Genomic DNA, 15,132 nt, shown 5'->3' on the forward strand with positions numbered 1-15,132 from the left:
GTCTTCGCGTTCGTTTGCGCGGTAGCCCTTCCGCAGGGGGTCGTGTGGCGCGGCCCCCCCCCCCCCCCCCCCCCCCCCCGCCGCCGTGGTCCCTCACCAGCCCAGGAGGGCGTCCTCTTCCCCGGCCCGGTCGTCGGACTCGGCGTCGTCGCCCAGGGCCTCGGCCACCGCGGCGACGACCCGCGGGTCGAGCATGGTGCGGGCGGCGGTGTCCCGGGTGCCGCCGAAGCCGGCGTCGCTGACCGCGACGCTGACGACGTAGCCGTCGTCGACGGAGAAGGTGCGGAACTGCCATTCGACACCGGTGCCCGGTGCGCCGTCGGGAGCCAGGACCCTGGCGGGCCGGCCGTCGCCGCTGAAACCGAAGTCGGTGAAGCGGAACCGCAGCCCCTGCCCGATCGCCTTGCTGTAGGCCTCCTTGAGGGTCCACATGCGGACGAGCGCGGCGCCCCGCCGCTGCGCCGGGAGCCGTTCCAGGACGGTCAGCTCGTGCGGCGTGCAGACGTGGCGGTGCAGCCCGCGCGTGTAGAGCGGGCGGTCGGCCCGCTCCGCGTCCACCCCGATCAGCCCTTTCGTGGTGAGCCCGATGAGCAGCAGGTCCTCGGTGTGGCTGAGGCTGATGTCCACGGCGTCGTAGCCGCGCAGATAGGGCCTGCCGGTGGGGCCGTACCCGAGTTCGACGGCCTGCGGGGGCACCCGCAGCGCCACCGAGGCGGCGAACTTCAGCAGCACCCGGGACGCGGCGAACCGGGTCCGCACGTCCGGGTGCGTCATCTCCAGGTAGCGGTCCCAGTCCCGGCCCAGCAGGGCACGCAGCCGCGGGGCGCCCGCCCGGTCCGGCCGCCAGTCGGCGAGCCGGGCGTGCAACACCGCGACCTCGTGCTCCTCCAGGTCGGCGCGCACCTGGTCCCAGGCTCCGTCACGGCCGGAGATCCGCACCGGCTCCCCGAGCGATGGGCTGGGTGCCGTCCTCCTCCGCGTCATCGAAGCCCTCCAATTCCTGCTTGAGATCCCCGAGTACGTCGGCGGCGGCCGCGCCGTCGACGACCCGGTGGTCGAAGGTGAGTCCGAGCCGCATCACCGGGGCGATGGCGAGCCGCCCGTCCTTGACGACGGGACGCTCGACGACGCGTCCCGCGCACAGGGTGATGGCGGTGCCCCCGCTGGAGTGGAATCCGTCGACGGGGCGGTGGCCCAGCGAGCTGACCGCGACGGTGCCGAGGACGGCCGGCCGTCTGGCCGGGTCGCGGGTCGCGGCGGCGAAGGCCAGCCGGCCGAGCGGCACCGGCAGCCGGCCGAGCATCCGGACCCCGCGGAACTCGGCCATCCGCTCGGTGCCGGGACCCCGGTAGCGGTCGACGCGTCCCTGGATCTCGTCGAGGTCGGCGCTCTCCAGGTCGGGCAGCAGCGCGGACAGCACGGTCCGTTCGCCGTCCACGGTGCGGTCCAGCGCCAGCTTGGCGGTGACCCCGCTGAACCGGACGGTGCGCGGTCCGCGCAGCCCGAACAGGCGGGCCGGGGCGAGGGCCGCGTTGGCCTCCGGGTGGCGGTGCAGCACCCGGCCGGTGGCGTGCAGCAGATAGGTGACGACGGAGTAGCGGCGGCCGGCCGCCCGCGCGGCCCCGCGGTGGGCCTCGATCCGGGTCATGTCGATGTCGGTGTCGAGGTGCACGGGCCGCTGCCGGGCGGCGTGCTCCAGGAAGTACAGGGTGTGCCGCCGCCGGCGCTCGGGGTGCGCCCGGGCGGGGGCCGGCGGGTTCCCGCCGGCCCCGGCAACGGTCATGTCCGGGCCGCCAGCTGGTAGATCTCGCCGAGGCTGCGGGCCTCCAGCAGTCGGCCCACGGGCAGGCTGCGGCCGGTGGCCTGCTCCAGCGCGGTGACCAGTTTCAGCAGGTACAGCGAGTCCCATTCGGGCAGCTGGTCCAGGTCGGCGGAGACCTGGTACTCCTCCAGCGGCATGCCGAGCTCGTCCCTGACGAGGCGGACGAAATCGTCGATGGTGTGCATTCTGTACGGCCCTCCCGGGGCGGCGGGTGTGTGCGGAGGTCAGATCTTCTCGAGCGCGAAACCGGACTTGATCCACTTGCTGGACTCGACGGCGACCGCCAGCGCGCGCTGCCCCTGGCCGATCTTGCCCAGCAGCCCCTCCAGTTGGAGGAAGGGCAGGGCGTTGCCGTTGTTGCCGGTGTCCGCGACGCAGGACACCTCGACGGCGTCGGGCAGCCCGAGTCCGTCGGTGATCCGCCGGGTCATCCGGCCGGACAGCTGCGGCGGCAGCAGGAAGTCCACGTCCTCGGGGGTCCAGTCGAGTTCCTCCAGGAGTTCCCAGAGGATCTCCACGGCCATGGTGGGGACGGACTCCTCGATGGCCTTGTAGTCCTCCCGGACGGCCTGCCGGTCCTCGTGGCGGTCGGCGAGCCCGAACCAGTCGATGACCTGGCCGGGTTCCCGGCCGAGGCCGGTGAACCGGTTGAGGACGGTCCGCAGGGCGAGGCGCTCCCCGCGCGGGGTCGAGGTGACCACGGCGGCCCCCGCCCCGTCGCCGAAGAGGACGTAGTTGACGAGGTCGCTGGGGGCGGCCGAGGACAGGTCCCGGTCGAGGTCGAGGTGCTTGCTGCAGACGTCGCCGCCGATGACCAGTCCCGCCTTGTGGCCGCCGCCGGTGACGAGGGTGTGGCCCAGTTGCAGGGCCTGGACGGCGCCGGCGCAGCCGGACTGGAGCTGGTAGGTGGGGATCTGGTCGAGGCCCAGCTGGTCGACGACGTGGTTGACGGTGGCGGGCATGAGGTGGTCCGGGGTCGCGGTGCCCATGACCACGAAGTCGATCTCGTGCGGGGCGAGTCCGGAGGCGGTGAGTGCCTGCTCGGCGGCGCGGGCGCACAGGTCGGCGAGCGACCAGCGGACCTCACCGGTCTCCAGGTCGCGGGCGAAGTGCCGGGTCCGGGTGCCGATGAACACGTCGATCCACTCTTCGTTGACGCCGAGTGTCCTCGCCAGCGCCGCGTTGTCGACCGGGTCGCCCGGCAGCGCGGTGCCGACCGAGGCGAGGTAGGAGACGGGGCCTGGCGGGGCGGAGCCGTGCTGGGGTGAGTGTTCCGACTGCATGCGAGCGGTCCTTCCTTGAAGTCCGTGACGGGAGCGGGGAGCGCCCGGCCGCGCGGGCGCCCTAGGCGACGGCCGAGCCGGCGCGGTCCTGGAGGTAGTCGACGAGGTCTCCGACCGAGGACAGCCGCGGGAGCAGGTCCTGCACGCTGATCGTCTCCAGCCCGTCGAGGCGTTCCTGGAGCCGGTCCTTCAACTCCATGATCATCACCGAGTCGAAGCCGAGGTCCTCGTAGAGCAGGGACAGCCGCGAGACCTCGTCGGTGGCGTAGCCGCCGACCTCCGCGACGGCCTCGATGACGGCGCGGGTCACCGGGTCCACCGCCGTGTCCTCCGCGGCGGAGGGCAGTACGGCGGTGAGGACGGCGCCGTGCCCGTGCGCGGCCGTCTCGTCCCGCGGGTGCGGCTGGGCGGTGTCCGCGTGGTCGGGGACGACGCTGAGGTCCGCCGGGGCGGCCCGTACGGTGGTGCGGGTCCAGAACCGGTGGGCGTCGGAGAAGGCGTACGGGGCGAGCCTCTGCGGCTGCCGCTCCTCCTGCGGGTAGACGGCGTCCCACCGGGGGTCGAGGCCGCTGCGGAAGAGTTCGGCCAGCGCCTCGGCGAAGGTGCTGCCGTCGGACTCCTCCCCGGACACGGGGGCCACGGTGTGCACGCCGGCTCCGGCGGCGGAGCGCAGGGCGCGCGCCATGCCGCCGAGGACCGGGCGGGGGCCGACCTCCACCAGGTGGGTGGGGCCCGCTTCCAGCAGCCGGTTCATCGCGTCGCCGAACAGGACGGGGGCGCTGATGTGCTCGGTCCAGTACTTGGCGTCCATCGGCTCGGCCTCCAGGAGCCGCCCGCGCACGGTGGAGTACACCGGGAGCTTGGGAACGCCGCCGCCCGTCTCGTCCGCGATCGCGGCGAACGCGTCGAGCATGGGTTCCATCAGCGGGGAGTGGAAGGCGTGCGAGACCTCCAGGCGGCGGGTCCTGACGCCCCGTCGTCCGAGTGTGTCGTCGATGCGTTCCAGTGCCGCCAGGTCCCCGGAGAGGACGGTGGCCCGGGGGCCGTTGACCGCGCCCACGCCGACCAGGGGCTCCGCGTCGACGAGTTCGGTCAGCTCCGAGAGCGGCGCCCGCACGGAGAGCATGCCGCCGCCCTCGGGCAGCCGCTCCATCAGGGCGCCGCGGGCGGCGATCAGCCGTGCGGCCTGCTCCAGTGGGAAGACCTCGGCGAGGACGGCGGCGGCGTACTCGCCGACGCTGTGGCCGAGCAGCAGCGCCGGCGGCACCCCGAGTTCGGTCAGGCTCGCCGCCAGGGCGTACTCGACGGCGAACAGGGCGGGCTGGGTCCAGCCGGTGCGGTGCACGGCCTCGTCGCCGGAGAGCAGCAGGTCGCGCACCGAGCCGCCGAGGTGCGGGGCGAGCGCCTCGTCGGCCTCGTTGAGGAACCGCCGGTACAACGGCGACTGGAGATACAGCCGTGCCGTCATGCCCGGGTACTGGGAGCCCTGCCCGGTGAACAGCAGTCCCACCTGGGGCTTGCCGGTGGCGTTGCCGACGAGCCGGGCCAGCAGGTCGTCGTCGCCGGCGGCCTCGCGCAGGGTCGCGGCGAGTTCGCCGGTGTCCTTGGCGGGCAGCGCGAAGCGGTAGCGGTGCCCGGTCTTGGTCCGGTTGCTGCTCCAGCACAGCGGGCCGGCCGGGACCCGGCGCCGTTCCAGGGCGTCGGCCTGGACGAGCAGGTTGCGCCGGAGCGCGGCCGTGGAGGGGGCGGTCAGGGTGAAGACGCCGGCGCCGAGGCCCGAGGCGCCGGTGGTCCGGCCGGTGCGCCCGGACTCCGGGTCCCGCTCCTCGGGGCGGGCGGCGTACGGCGGCGCGGACTCCAGGACGGCGTGGGCGTTGGTGCCGCCCATGCCGAAGCTGCTGAGGCCGCCGATCGCCGGCCCGGAGCGCAGCCGCAGCGGCGCCTTGAGGAGCCGTATGCCCTGCTTGGCGAGTTTCAGGGCGGGGTTCTCCTTGGCGGCGAACCGGCTGGCGGGGACCGTCTTGTGGTGCAGCGACAGGGCGACCTTGATGAGGCCGGCGATGCCCGCGGCCCCTTCGGTGTGCCCGATGTTGCCCTTGACGGAGCCGAGTGCCAGCGGGCGCCCGGAGCGGCCGGAGTGCAGATGGCCGAGCGCCTTGATCTCGATCATGTCGCCGAGGACGGTGCCGGTGCCGTGGGCCTCGGTGAAGGTGACGTCGGAGGGATCGACGCCGGCGCGGCGGTAGGCGGCGGCCAGCACCTCCTGCTGCGACCAGCGGTTGGGGGCGGTGATGCCGTTGCTGCGGCCGTCCTGGTTGACGGCGGTGCCGCGGATCACCGCGTACACCGGCTGGCCGTCGGCGATCGCGTCCTCCAGCCGGCGCAGCACCACCGCGCCGACGCCCTCGCCCCGGCCGATGCCGTCGGCGTCGGCGCTGAAGGGCTTGCACCGGCCGTCGGGCGCGGACAGTCCGGCCTGGGTGTAGAAGATGCCGAGCGCCGGAGTGAGCGCCACGTTGACCCCGGCGGCGATGGCGGTGTCGCACTCCCCCGCCAGGAGGGCGTTGCACGCCAGGTGGACGGCGACGAGGGAGGAGGAGCAGGCGGTGTCGACCGCGAGGCTGGGGCCCTTGAGGTCGAGGTGGTACGAGATCCGGTTGGCGGTCATGCAGTAGCCGTTGCCGGAGCCGAGCTGGGCGGTGACCTTGGCGTAGTCGGTCATGTGCAGGTGCGCCCACTCGTTGCCCATGATGCCGACGAAGACACCGGTGTCGGTGCCGGCCAGCTTGTGCGGGGCGACCCCGGCGTCCTCGACGGCACGCCAGGCGCACTGGAGCAGCAGCCGCTGCTGCGGGTCCATGGCGGCCGCCTCGCGCGGCGAGACGGTGAAGAACTCGTTGTCGAAGGCGTCCGGGTCGGAGATGAAGCCGCCCTCGGTGGTGTTGGAGTGTCCTTCGGCACCGGAGCGGGAGTGGAAGTCACGGGCGTCCCAGCGCTGCCGGGGCACCTTGTCCACCCCGTCCCCGGAGCGCATCAGCATGTCCCAGTAGGCGGCCGTGTCGGGCGCCCCCGGGAATCGGCAGTCGATGCCGACTATGGCGACGGGCCTCATCGATTCTCTCCCCCCATCTCCCCGAGCTCCTCCACCAGGTGCCCGGCCAGCGCCTCGACGGTCGGGTAGTCCCAGGCCACGGTGGGTTCGAGGACGAGGTCGAAGTCCTCCTCGATGTCACCGCACAGGCTCAGCGCGGCCACCGAGTCCAGCCCGTACTCGGCCAGCGGCACGGTCGGGGAGATCTCGGACGGCGTCCGCTTGAGGTACAGGGCGATCCGGTCGGCGAGCCAGCTGCTCAGCGACTCGACGGTGTGTGCGGTGTGCTCGTTGTTCGCGGTGCGGTCGGTCGCGGGAACAGACATGGTGTAACTCCTCGTGAAGGCGCGTCAGGTCCGGTCGGCCGGCGGTCAGCCGGCCAGCGGGGTGTCGTAGAGGTCGTAGCTGCGGCGTTCGTGGAAGCGCCGGAGCACTTCTTCGTGCACCCGGGCCTCGCAGCCGGGCGGCAGGTCGGCCGGGCGCTGCCCGAGCCGTCGTGCCAGCCGGTGCAGTGCGGCGGCCACCCAGGCCGGGTCGGCCAGGAAGGGGTCGTCGCCGCCCTGTGCCCCGCGCCAGACGCCCAGGACGGACGCCGCCGCCAGGAACACCGCGTAGCGGTCGGCGAGCGCGAAGCTGGCGGGGCTGGCGAGGGCGGTGCGGTCCTGCGGGGACAGGTTCAGGCTGTCCTCCTGGATCTGGCGCAGCTGGTCGATGAGCCGCATGACGAGGGCCTGGACGGCGAGTTCCTCGGGGGAGCCGCTGGGCAGGTCGTCGGCGGCGGCGACGAGGGAGGCGCTGAGGCTGTCCCGGCCGCTGGCGAGGGCGAGCCGGTCGAAGGGGATGCCGGGCAGTGACTCGCGGGGGCGGAACAGGCTCTGCGGGGCCTCGTCCCCGGAGAACCAGGCGCGCCGGGCCAGCCGGGACAGCTGCGGGATGATCGTGGCCTGGCAGGCCGCCGAGCCTGCGTGGCCGAGGCTGAGCACCGGAAGGTCGCGGACATGCTTCTGGAAGAGGCCGAACTCGCCCTCCCGGACGTAGAACCGCGCCCCGAGCACGATCGACAGGTCGTACATGGTGTCGGTGAGCATCTTGGGCACCAGGTACTTCACCGCGGCCGCGTACACGCTGGTCTCGTCGGGCAGCAGATGCACCGCCCGGGTGCCGACCGTGGCCATGCTGTCGCAGATCAGCAGGTCGAGGAAGGCGCCGGTGAGGGTGGCGGAGGCGTGCGGTATCTCCATCACCGAACGCCGGTACAGCTGGCGTCCGAGGGCGAACCGCACGACCGTGCGCAGACTGGTGTCGAGGGCGCCGACGGCCATGCTGGGGACGGCGCTGCGGGTGATCTGGAAGGAGCGCAGCGCCAGTTCCACGCCCTGGCCGCGGGCGCCGACGAGGGTGCTGTCGGGCACCGGGCAGTCGGTGAAGTCCAGCCCGGACAGGCGGCAGCCGCGCACACCGACCGCGTGGTAGCGGGGCAGGACGGAGAAGCGCTCCGCGTCGAGCTGGTCCCGTTCGACGAGCAGCACCGAGTGGCTGCGGCTGCCGGGGCTGTCGTCGGTGCGGCTGAACAGGGCGTAGGCGTCGGCCCGGTCGGCGTTGTTGATGACCTCCTTGCGGCCGTTGAGGCGGAACCCGCCGGGCACGGGGTCGGCGCGGAACTCGTTGCGCACGAAGTCGTTGCCGTGCGGCAGCTCGTGGTAGGCGACCGAGACCTTGGAGCCGCCGAGCAGCAGCTCCGCCGTCCGGCGGCGCTGTTCCTCGTTGCCGGCGGTCCACACGTTGACGGCGGCCATGAACGACGTGATGCCGTAGCCGAGGCCGAGCGCCACGTCGCGGCGGAAGACCTGACGCATCACACGGACGAGCGTGTCGAGGCGGTCGAGGCGCCCACCGAGGTCGGTGGGCACGAACTCGGCGTTGAGGACCAGGTCGTCGAGGAGCCGCTCACCGGCGGCGGGCAGTTCCCCGGCCTCGTCGGCGGCCAGCAGTCCGGCGGCGCCCAGCGGGTTGGCGGGGTCCTGGGGGTCCCCGAAGCGGCTCTCCAGGTCGGCGATCCGGGCCCGGACCTCGTTCTCCCGTTCCTGGTGCGCGGCCGGGTCGGTAAGGGCGGTGCCGTTCGGGGCTGCCGTGCCGTGCAGCCCCTGGACCGCGGGATCACTCAGCATGACGTCCCCTCGGATGTCCGGGTGCCGCCGACGGCGACCCGGGTGTCGGTGTGTGCGTGCGCCGCGGCGGCCGGCGGGCCGCCGGGTGCGCCGGATGCGTGGGTGAGCGGGGCGGCGTCGCCGGGTGCCCCGGCAGGCCGGTCGGCGGGCCCGTGCAGCGCGAACGGGAACAGGGAGAACAGCTCGCCCGCCTCCCGTACGGCGCGCAGCCGCTCCAGCAGCGGGGGGTAGGCGTCGGGGTCGCCCGCGTCGGGCTCGCCCAGCCGTGCCAGCAGCCGGTCGAGGACGGGCCACAGCCACACCCCGTCCCGCCACAGCGGCCCGGTGCTGCCGGACTGCGCCGCCCGGTGGTTGTGCGTCCACAGGCCGAGGCAGGCGGCGCCGGCCAGGCACAGGCTGTACTGGCGGGCCACGTCGAAGGCGGCGGGCGGCACGTCGGAGACCACGGCGCGATGGGCGTCCATCTCCTCGTGGACCCGGCCGGTCACCGCGAGCAGCCGCTCCGCGGCGCCGAGCGCGCCCTTGAGTTCGGGCCGGCAGCCGGCCTCGGCGCGCAGCGCCGCCACCGACGCGGGCAGGGTGGCCATGATGCCGCTGCCGCGCCGGGCCACCAGGGACAGCCGCTCCGGGGCGAGCGGGGGCAGCGGCTCCGCCAGGTCGAAGGCGCGGGCGGCGCCGGCCGTGTCACCGGTGCCGCGCACCCAGCCGCGGGACAGCGAACGGAACTGGTTGACCAGGGAGTTGAGGTTGACCAGGGTGTTGCCGTCGAAGAGGCCGACGATGCGGTGGTCGCGGTCGACCTTCTGGAACATGCCGAGGGCGTGGACGTCCTTGAGGAAGGCCCGCGCCCCGAGCAGCCGGGTCAGCTCGGCGATGACGCCCTCGGTGCCGGTGGGCACCAGGTACTTGGTGACGGCGGCGGCCACGCTCAGCTCGTCGGGCACGGTGTGCACGGAGCGGGCGGCGACCGTGGCCAGCGCCTCCCCGGCGAGGACGTCCGCGGCGGCCGAGGCGAGCACGTGCCGTGCCTGCGGCAGGTCGACGAGGCGCCGCCCGAACAGTTCGCGCCGCTCGGCGAAGTCCAGGGCGATGTTCAGCGCGTGGTCGGCCGAGCCCAGTGACAGGGAGGCGCACATGGTGCGGGTGAGCTGGAGCGCCTTGAGCACGGTCTCGACGCCGCCGCCCTCCCCGCCGACCGCCGCGTCCGCCGGCACCGGGGCGCCGTCGAAGGCGATGCCGCTGATGTCGGCGCCCCGGATGCCATGGGTGTGGATCTTGTCGACGCAACGGTAGTGCTCTCCCTGCGTCATCGGCCGCTTGTCGACGAGCAGCACGGTGAAGCCGCGCGGCCCGCCGTCCTCGGAGGTGCGGGTGAGCACTGAGAGCAGGCTGCCGCGGGTGGCGTTGTTGATCAGCCATTTCTCGCCGCTGATCCGCCAGCCGCCCGCTTCGTCGGGCTCGCCCCGCACGTCCCCGGCGAGCAGGTCGCTGCCGTGGGCGCGCTCGGTGAGGGCCAGCGAGACGGGGACGCCCGCCCGGATGTCCTCGGCGAGCGCGCGAGCCTGCTCGGGGGTGCCGGAGATCCAGACGCAGACCCCGCCCAGGTACGTCTTGCCGTGGCCGACGGCGACGGTCAGATCGCGGCGGGCCACGACCCGCATGACCTGCATGACGGTCTCGTAGTCGGTGAGCCTGCCGCCGTGCTCGGCCGGGATGTAGAACTCCTGGAGACCCCAGCCCTCCAGGACCCGGCAGATGTCGGAAGGGAACTCCTCGTTCTCGTCCAGTTCCAGGCAGCGGGCGTGGGAGAAGGGCGTGGCGGGGTCGTCGGGGTCGCCGAGCAGCGACTCCAGTTCCTGTGCGACGCGGTAGGGAGGATGGTCCATGGTTCAGCCCACCGGTGCCATGGCCGGGTCGGCGGCCGGGGTGCCCGCCGCGCCCGCGGCGGCCTCGACGAGGGTGCGCACCGAGGGGTCGAGCACGGAGTGCAGCGCGGTGACGGCTCCCTGGAGGAACAGCTTGCGCATCAGGGTCCGCTGGATCTTGCCGCTGGTGGTCCTGCGGACGGTGCCGGGGCGGACCAGCAGCACGTTGCCGGCCGGTACGGCGAACTCCATGCCGATGTGCCGCTGGATGTCGGTGGCGATGCTCTTGAGGTCGTCGCCCGCGGCGGCGGCCCGGATCTCGTGGATCACCACGAGGTGCTCCTGGCCGCCGGTGTCGACGGCGAAGACGGCCCCGGCACCGATCGCCGGGTTGAGGCCGCGGACCGCGCTCTCCACGTCGTACGGGTAGATGTTGCGGCCGTTGATGAGGACCATCTCCTTCAGCCGGCCCGTCACGAACAGCTCACCGCCGCCGCCCATGACGCCCATGTCGCCGGTGCGCAGCCAGGTGCCCAGCTCCTCCTGGCCGGCGATCCGGGCGCCGAAGATCTCCGCGTTGACCTCCGGCCGCTCCCAGTAGCCGGAGGCCACGCTGGCGCCGCGCACCCAGATCTCCCCGACCCGGCCCTCGGGCTGCTCGACGAGCGTCTCGGGGTCGACGATCCGCACCTCGAAGTCCTCGGCCAGCGCGACCCCGCTGCTGACCAGGGTGCGGCGCGGAGCGCCCAGGAACGGTCCGGCGAGGGTGCCCTGCTCCAGGCCGGCCGCGTCGACCTCGCGCAGCAGCGCGCCCCGTGTCTTGGGAGTGCCGGTCACCAGCAGGGTCGTCTCGGCCATGCCGTAGCAGGGGAACATGGTCTCCGCGCGGAAGCCGTACGGCCCGAAGCGCTCGGTGAACGCCTGGAGGGTCTCGGCGCGGACGGGTTCGGCGCCGTTGCAGGCGGTGCGCCACGTCGACAGGTCCAGGCCCTCCAGCTGCGCGTCGGTGACCCGGCGGACGCACAGGTCGTACGCGAAGTTGGGGCCGCCGCTCGCGTTGACGCCGTACTCGCTGACCAGTTCGAGCCAGCGGGCGGGCTTGCGCAGGAACGACACCGGGGGGATGAGCACGCTGGTGGTGCCCAGCCACAGCGGCTGGAGGATGTGCCCGATCAGGCCCATGTCGTGGTAGAAGGGCAGCCAGCCGCCGATCATCGTGTCGGGGGTGTTGCCCGTGGAGCGGGCGATGGCAGCCTCGTTGGCGAGCAGGTTGCCGTGCGAGACCATCACGCCCTTGGGGGCGCTGGTGGAGCCCGAGGTGTACTGCAGGAAGGCCAGGTGCTCGGGGCTCAGCCGCGGGTCGCGCCAGGCGTCCGCGTCACCGACCGTGCCCTGGTCGGTGGGCAGGCACACCACGTCGGAGAAGCCCTCGGCCGCCAGCCACGCCTCCACCTCCGGGGCGTGCTCGGCGAGGGTCAGCACGGCGCCGACGCGGGCGTCGCGGACGATCCCCGAGACCCGGCGGAAGTGCTGGCCCTGCTCGGAGGGCAGGGGCGCCGGCACCGCGACGGCGCCGGCGTAGAGGCAGCCCACGAACGCCTTCACGAAGTCCAGGCCCGAGGGGTACAGCAGCAGGACCTGTCGTCCCGCAAGGCCCCGTTCCTGCAGCCAGGACGCGATGTCCTTGGCCGCGCGGTCCAGGTTCCGGTACGGCAGTCGCTCGGGCTCCTTGCCCCGTACGCCGTCCGCGAGGAAGAGGAACGCGTCCTTGTCTCCCTGTTCGTCCGACCGCGTCAGCACGAGCTCCGCGAATGAACCGAATTCCGCCACCGTCTTTCCCCTCGCCTCGAAGCGACTCGTATCGCGTTGAAACCGGCTGAACCGGCCGGGCCGGCCGCACCGGGTGGACCGGGCGGCCGGCCGGACCCCCTGGTCCGCCCGACCTGTCGTGCCGATCGTCGGGTCCGTCTCTAAAGCCCCTCTTGCGGCCGACGTCACTCCCGTCGGCCGGGGCCGTCCTCCACCCGGCCGTGCCCCTCCAGCTGCGCCCACAACTCCCGTTCACGCGGGGAGAGCGGCACGTCGGCGACCAGGCGCTCGGGATGGGCGGGCGGCGGCTCGTCGAGCGGCGGCGCACCGCCCCGCGCCCCGGGGTCCGGGTCGCCGAGCCACCACTGCTTGGCCTGCTCGACGGAGGCCGGCGGCACCATGCCGAAGATGACGGCGAGCGCGCCGAAACCGTCCACGAAGAACGTGACGACGCCCCGCCAGACGCGGCGCGGAGACCACCACATGCCGGGCGGGGCAGCCATGTCACCCCGCCTCAGGACGATCGCCGGGCGATGTCCGCGCTGAGGCGGACGTGCGCCGGCGGCGTCGGCAGGTTCTCCTCGGACAGGTCGTGCCGGAACGACACGGTGCCGTCGGCGTCCTCACCCGTCTCGGCGAAGCCCATCGACGGGTACAGGTCGCGCACCCGGTGGTTCTTGGCCGTCGGACGGTAGCGGGCGTGCACGGCGCCCGCGCCTCGGGCGCGGGCCTCGTGCAGCAGGGCGGCCAGGCAGGCCTGCTCGATGCCGCGGGCGAACACCCGGCAGCTCAGCAGCATGTTGTCGATGTGCCACTCGCCCGCCGGTTCGGCGCCGCTCACCAGGACCGCGCCGACGAGGCCGTTGTCCCCGAACCGGTCCGCGGAGCGGATGGCCAGCACCAGCCCGTCGGCGGACTCGTGCCGGGCCCGTACGTCGGCCTGCTGGAGCCGCTCGGTGGTGAGGTTGAACTGGTTGGTGCGCAGCGTCACCTGGGAGACCCGGGCGATCTCGTGGTCCCGTACGGGCGAGAAGGAGACCTCGACCCCCAGTTCGGCGAGGTACTCCTCCATGGAGTCGGCGCTCTCCAGGAGGTCCTGGCGGGCCACCTCGGTGCGGTACTGGTTCGCCCGGGCGCGGTCCTCGGCGGTCAGCTCCCGCACGTCGAACCAGCCGTCGGCGAGCAGCCGTTCTATGTGCAGGGCGGGCTCCTCGTCGAGCCGGACCACGGCGACACCGGGCAGGCTGCGGGCCACCAGCCCGCACTCGAAGGGGGAGTCGTCGGCGAAGACGAAGCTGTCCACGCCGAGGTTGAGCCGCTGGGCGATCTCCAGCAGGTTCCGGTCCTTGGGCTCCCAGTTGGCGGTGACCTGGACGAAGTCGCTCTCCCGCAGGGCCATGTCGGGGTGGTCGCGCAGCACACCGCGGACGGGCTCGATGTCGTTCTTGCTGCACACCGCGAGCAGTACGCCCTGGGCGCCGATCTGTCCGACGGCCTTCTGGAACCGGCCGAACGCCTCGCCCCGGTAGGTGGTGGCGGCGGCGATGCCGTCCGGGCCGTCGTCGCCGAGGATGCCGTCCCACAGGGTGTTGTCCAGGTCGACGACCAGCACCTTCTTGGTGCGGCCGCGCAGCACCCGGGCCAGGTGGCCGACCTCGCGGGCGTAGCCGGCGAGGAGTTCCTCGCCGAACTGCACCTTGGCGTAGGCGGCGAGCCGGGGCTCGTTGACGGGGCCGCCGGCGGCGATCAGCGGGTCGAGGTCCACGACGTGGACGCGGTCGTGCACGGCGGCGAGCCGGAGCAGCCCCGCGTTGAACTCCCGCCAGACCACGCCGAGCCGGGCCCTGGAGCGGGCGTCGACCAGGCGCCGCAGCTGGGTGCGGAGCAGGGGCACGGTGTTGAGCACCAGGGTGCCGGCGCCGCGTGTGACGTAGCGTTCCGCGAGCGAGCCGATCAGGGAGAGCTTCCCGGACAGGACGCGCTGGACGTCCTCCACCGACCAGGGGTGCGGCAGTTCCGCGAAGACGATCTCGGCGTCCAGGACGCACAGGGCGAGGTCGGCGGCGTACACGTCGCTGGAGGTGTCGTGGAGGTCGCGCCGCCACGCGCCGTAGTCGCCCTCGGTCAGCCTGCCCAGCAGGCCGTGCCGGGCGAGTTCGGCGGTCAGCGGGGCGGTGAGCCCGCTCAGCGTGGAGCCGCCGGTGACGGCGACGGTGATCGTCTCGGTGCCGGGGTGCTCGCGCAGCACCTCCTCCCGGTCCAGCCGGGAGAGCAACTGCCCGGCCCGCGCCAGGTCCGGGGCGGGCGGTCCGGCGGGGTCCCCCGTCGCGGCCAGCTCGGACAGCAGACCGGGCACCTCGTCGTACGCGTCGGCGAGGCGTCCTTCGGCGTGGAGGGCGCGCAGCCGGTCCAGCGGTCCGGTCCGCTCGCCCACGGCGGTGCTCACAACCGTGGCCATGGTGTCTCCATTCACTGAATCGCCCGTCGCACGGCGCTCGCGGTGGTACGAGATCGCCGCTACGGACCCGCGCCCCGTCCCGGAACCGGGCCCACCACCACTGCCGGTGGCCGGACCGAGCCTGCCGAGCGGTTCTTAAGCGGGCCTTGAGCGCGGGGCCTCGGGGGCCCGGCCCGGCGGCGCGGGAGAGGGTGACGCGGGGTGACGGGGCCGCTCCATGTGCGCGGCATTCGAGTGAGGCGCAGACTGGCCGCAGGGGTCGACGATCTGGAGGCGCCATGCGGCTGAGCAAGGAGATCGACTGCACGGTCAGACTGGGGCTGCACGACATCAGTGATCAGGACGTGGCGACCCTCGTCAGCGGTGTCCGGAGCAGGGAGCACGAGGTCGCCATGCTCTGGGAGCCGGGCGCCGACTGCGCGCTGACCGTGGACTTCGGCGACGACCTGGAGGGCGCGCGGGCCCTCGTCGAGGCGGCGCAGGAGCTGGAGAAGAGTTCCGGCGACCAGGGCTGAGCCCCCGTGATCGCCTTCGCCCCGGCCCGTGACCCGCGGAAACACCTTCGCGAGCGGGGGCCTCCGCTCGTGTCCGGGGCGGCCCGGGTGACTCGCGTCCGGGGGCGGCCCGGGTGAGCCG

General features: G+C 73.5%; 12 protein-coding genes. 1 reads left to right on the plus strand and 11 read right to left on the minus strand.

What is annotated here, in order from left to right; genetic code table 11:
* Positions 1–93: 93 nt before the first annotated feature.
* The 11 genes from ACZ4Z3_RS00045 to ACZ4Z3_RS00095 form a co-directional block, all read right to left on the minus strand.
* On the minus strand, positions 94–939 hold the full coding sequence (locus ACZ4Z3_RS00045; RefSeq protein ID WP_468498885.1) for a 4'-phosphopantetheinyl transferase family protein: 846 nt from the start codon (positions 937–939) through the stop codon (positions 94–96).
* Complete coding sequence (locus ACZ4Z3_RS00050) at positions 920–1,783, minus strand: 2-oxo acid dehydrogenase subunit E2 (protein WP_468498886.1); 864 nt, start codon at positions 1,781–1,783, stop codon at positions 920–922. Before ACZ4Z3_RS00050 ends, ACZ4Z3_RS00045 begins: the two co-directional genes overlap by 20 nt.
* Entirely contained in the window at positions 1,780–2,007 is a 228-nt protein-coding gene (locus tag ACZ4Z3_RS00055; RefSeq protein WP_055711069.1) for an acyl carrier protein, read from the minus strand. The genes ACZ4Z3_RS00050 and ACZ4Z3_RS00055 overlap by 4 nt, the downstream gene beginning before the upstream one ends.
* A 39-nt stretch (positions 2,008–2,046) precedes the next feature.
* On the minus strand, positions 2,047–3,105 hold the full coding sequence (locus ACZ4Z3_RS00060; RefSeq protein ID WP_468498887.1) for a 3-oxoacyl-ACP synthase III family protein: 1,059 nt from the start codon (positions 3,103–3,105) through the stop codon (positions 2,047–2,049).
* Between the two features lie 61 nt (positions 3,106–3,166).
* The gene (locus ACZ4Z3_RS00065; protein WP_468498888.1) at positions 3,167–6,217 is read right to left on the minus strand and encodes a type I polyketide synthase; all 3,051 of its coding nucleotides are present in this window, start codon (positions 6,215–6,217) and stop codon (positions 3,167–3,169) included.
* The gene (locus tag ACZ4Z3_RS00070) at positions 6,214–6,522 is read right to left on the minus strand and encodes an acyl carrier protein (protein ID WP_055511768.1); all 309 of its coding nucleotides are present in this window, start codon (positions 6,520–6,522) and stop codon (positions 6,214–6,216) included. Before ACZ4Z3_RS00070 ends, ACZ4Z3_RS00065 begins: the two co-directional genes overlap by 4 nt.
* A gap of 45 nt (positions 6,523–6,567) precedes the next feature.
* A complete protein-coding gene (locus tag ACZ4Z3_RS00075; protein WP_468498889.1) occupies positions 6,568–8,364 on the minus strand; it encodes an acyl-CoA dehydrogenase family protein in 1,797 nt (598 codons plus the stop codon).
* Positions 8,358–10,250: an acyl-CoA dehydrogenase family protein gene (locus ACZ4Z3_RS00080; RefSeq protein WP_468498890.1), complete on the minus strand. Its 1,893-nt coding sequence runs from the start codon at positions 10,248–10,250 to the stop codon at positions 8,358–8,360. Before ACZ4Z3_RS00080 ends, ACZ4Z3_RS00075 begins: the two co-directional genes overlap by 7 nt.
* 3 nt (positions 10,251–10,253) lie before the next feature.
* Complete coding sequence (locus tag ACZ4Z3_RS00085; protein WP_468498891.1) at positions 10,254–12,059, minus strand: fatty acyl-AMP ligase; 1,806 nt, start codon at positions 12,057–12,059, stop codon at positions 10,254–10,256.
* Between the two features lie 164 nt (positions 12,060–12,223).
* Complete coding sequence (locus ACZ4Z3_RS00090) at positions 12,224–12,541, minus strand: DUF6059 family protein (protein WP_468498892.1); 318 nt, start codon at positions 12,539–12,541, stop codon at positions 12,224–12,226.
* 11 nt (positions 12,542–12,552) lie between these two features.
* Positions 12,553–14,496: an HAD-IIIC family phosphatase gene (locus ACZ4Z3_RS00095; protein WP_468498893.1), complete on the minus strand. Its 1,944-nt coding sequence runs from the start codon at positions 14,494–14,496 to the stop codon at positions 12,553–12,555.
* A 278-nt stretch (positions 14,497–14,774) separates the two neighbouring features.
* Here ACZ4Z3_RS00095 and ACZ4Z3_RS00100 point away from each other — a divergent pair, with 278 nt between their 5' ends.
* Positions 14,775–15,011: a hypothetical protein gene (locus ACZ4Z3_RS00100; protein ID WP_355404581.1), complete on the plus strand. Its 237-nt coding sequence runs from the start codon at positions 14,775–14,777 to the stop codon at positions 15,009–15,011.
* Positions 15,012–15,132: the final 121 nt, after the last annotated feature.

It is taken from the genome of Streptomyces sp. NPDC030296 (assembly GCF_055572815.1).